This is a genomic window from Mycobacterium sp. (assembly GCF_049585075.1).
Lineage (GTDB): Bacteria > Actinomycetota > Actinomycetes > Mycobacteriales > Mycobacteriaceae > Mycobacterium.
Window position 1 is genome coordinate 1 of record NZ_JBAUZA010000200.1, and the last position, 2,199, is coordinate 2,199.

Here is a 2,199-nt window from a genome sequence, read left to right on the forward strand (position 1 = left end):
CGCCTATGGGGTTCAACAGCTGGAACGCGTACGCGTGTGACAGCAACGCGCGGGCGCTCGAGTCGGTCGCCAAGTTCATGCACGACTCGGGGCTAGAGCAGGACGGTTACAAGTACGTTAACCAGGACGGCTGCTACACCGATCTCGAAGGGGTCGACAGCCCGAACACCTTTGGCGTAACCGCGCCGGTCAAGCAGGATCCGGAAGCCTGCGGCGTGATCAACGGCCGCCTACCGGACGGGCAGCTGTACGTCAATTCCTACCTGTACCCGCCAAGCAGGCCGTGCGCCAACAATGGCGTGAAGCTCGTCGCCAGCTACGTGCACGCGCTCGGGCTGCGGTTCGGTGCTTACCTCGACGCCTCCAACAACTGGAACTGCGAGGAGATCCCAGGCACCTACGGGTTCGACACGATCGATGCCAGGACGCTCGCGTCCTGGGGGGTCGACTACGTCAAGGCCGACTGGGGCTGCTCGGACTCTACAGTGCCGCCGGACAGCAACGCGCCCCCCGGCTATCGGGGGATCGACGCCCCGGCCAGCGGAGCGTTCGGCTTTGGCGGCCCGACCTTCTCCACCAACCCGGCGTACCTGACCGACCAGCAGGACACCCAGCAGAAGATGTACGACGCACTCGGCCAGGCATTGACCAAGGTGCACCGCCACATCCTTTTCAGCGTCGCCGGAGGCGCCACCGTCAACCCTCAGACCTGGGGCTTCCAGTATGGCGCCATGGTGCGCCCGACCCCGGACTCCAACCCCCACTTCACCGCGGCGGCCAGCGACCGGCACTACCCCGGCAGCCTCGTCGGGATCGTCAACGCCGAGGCCCAGACATATGAGCAGCACACCGGCCCGGGTCACTGGATCGACCCCGACATCATGGAGGTCGGCAACTTCTCCCCCGACGGCGACGTCTCCGCGCTCACCGCCAGCGAGTCCGAGATGTCGATGTTCTCCGAGCTGTCAGATCCGCTGCTGATGAGCACCAACCTGTGCCCGTCCAACTGCGGCCCGGACGTGCAGCCCGCGGCCAATGCAGCGCTGCAGCAGGCGGCAGGCGTATTCGGCAATCGGCGAGTGATCGCTGTCGACCAGGACAGGGCCGCAAACCCCGCGCAGATTGTCGGGACGTTCGACGGGACCGACCTGATCATGTCCAAGAAACTCGCCGACGGTCAGTTCGCGGTCACGCTCTTCAACGAGAGCACGACCGACCCGGCGACGATCAGCACCACCGCGTCAGCGGCCGGGCTGCCCACGGCTTCCGGCTACGAACTGCAGAACCTCTGGACAGGCGATGTGACCTCGTCCACCGGTGCGATCAGCGCGACCGTCGCACCCGGCCAGACGGTGATGTACCGGATCGCCGCCGGCAGCAGGGCCCCGTGGCAGCCGCCGACGGTCAAGAAGGTCACACCGGCCAAGGTCACGGTGGGGAAGACCCCAGCCGCGCAGGCGCCGGGTTCGGCCAGGACGCCGAACAACCTCGTCGGCATCGCCTGCCCGAGCGCGGGCAGATGCGTGGTGGCCAGTGCGTTTGGCGGCGTCGCGGCGCTGGATCCGTCCGAGACTGGGACTCTGAAGTTCACCACCGCCGACCCTGGCTGTCAGCTGGTCGGGCTCTCCTGCCCGGGCACAGACGAGTGCGTGGCGCTCGACCTGGCCGGTCACGTGGTCAGGTTCAACCCGTCGAAGCCGCGGCAGAGCGTACGGATCGCGGTTGCCGACCGTGGCCGCGAGCCGACTGCGATCGACTGCGTGTCGGCAGGCTCCTGTGTCATCGTCGACGGCAGCGGATACGAGGTCGTCTACGATCCGCAGACCGGTCGCGACACCCACCGTTACCAGGTCGATCCCTGGATCTACCTCGCGTCGGTCTCATGCCCGTCCGCAACCCAGTGCACCGCAGTCGGCGGCGGCGGCAACGGCGGCTCGAACCAGGTCACGTTCGACCCGGCTAGCGGCCGGGTGACGGCCGGCGGGATCGCGTCGCTGGACGAGGTCACCGGCAACGGTGACGTCAGCGTCTCGTGTCCCACATCCAGCCAGTGCACAACCGTTGACGGCAGCGGCGACGAGGTCACCTTCGACCCGGTGGCCGAGACCGCCAATGCGGCCGGTACCGCACCACTGGAGGGCGACAGCCTCCCCGCCGGGCTCGGCGTCTTCACCTCGGTCGACTGCAGCTCATCCAGCC

At 67.6% G+C, this 2,199-nt stretch carries 1 protein-coding gene; it reads left to right on the forward strand.

All coding sequences use genetic code 11. The features are described from left to right. Positions 1-2,199 (forward strand): glycoside hydrolase family 27 protein (locus WB785_RS09705; protein ID WP_424078751.1); only part of this gene is annotated, 2,199 nt, incomplete at both ends.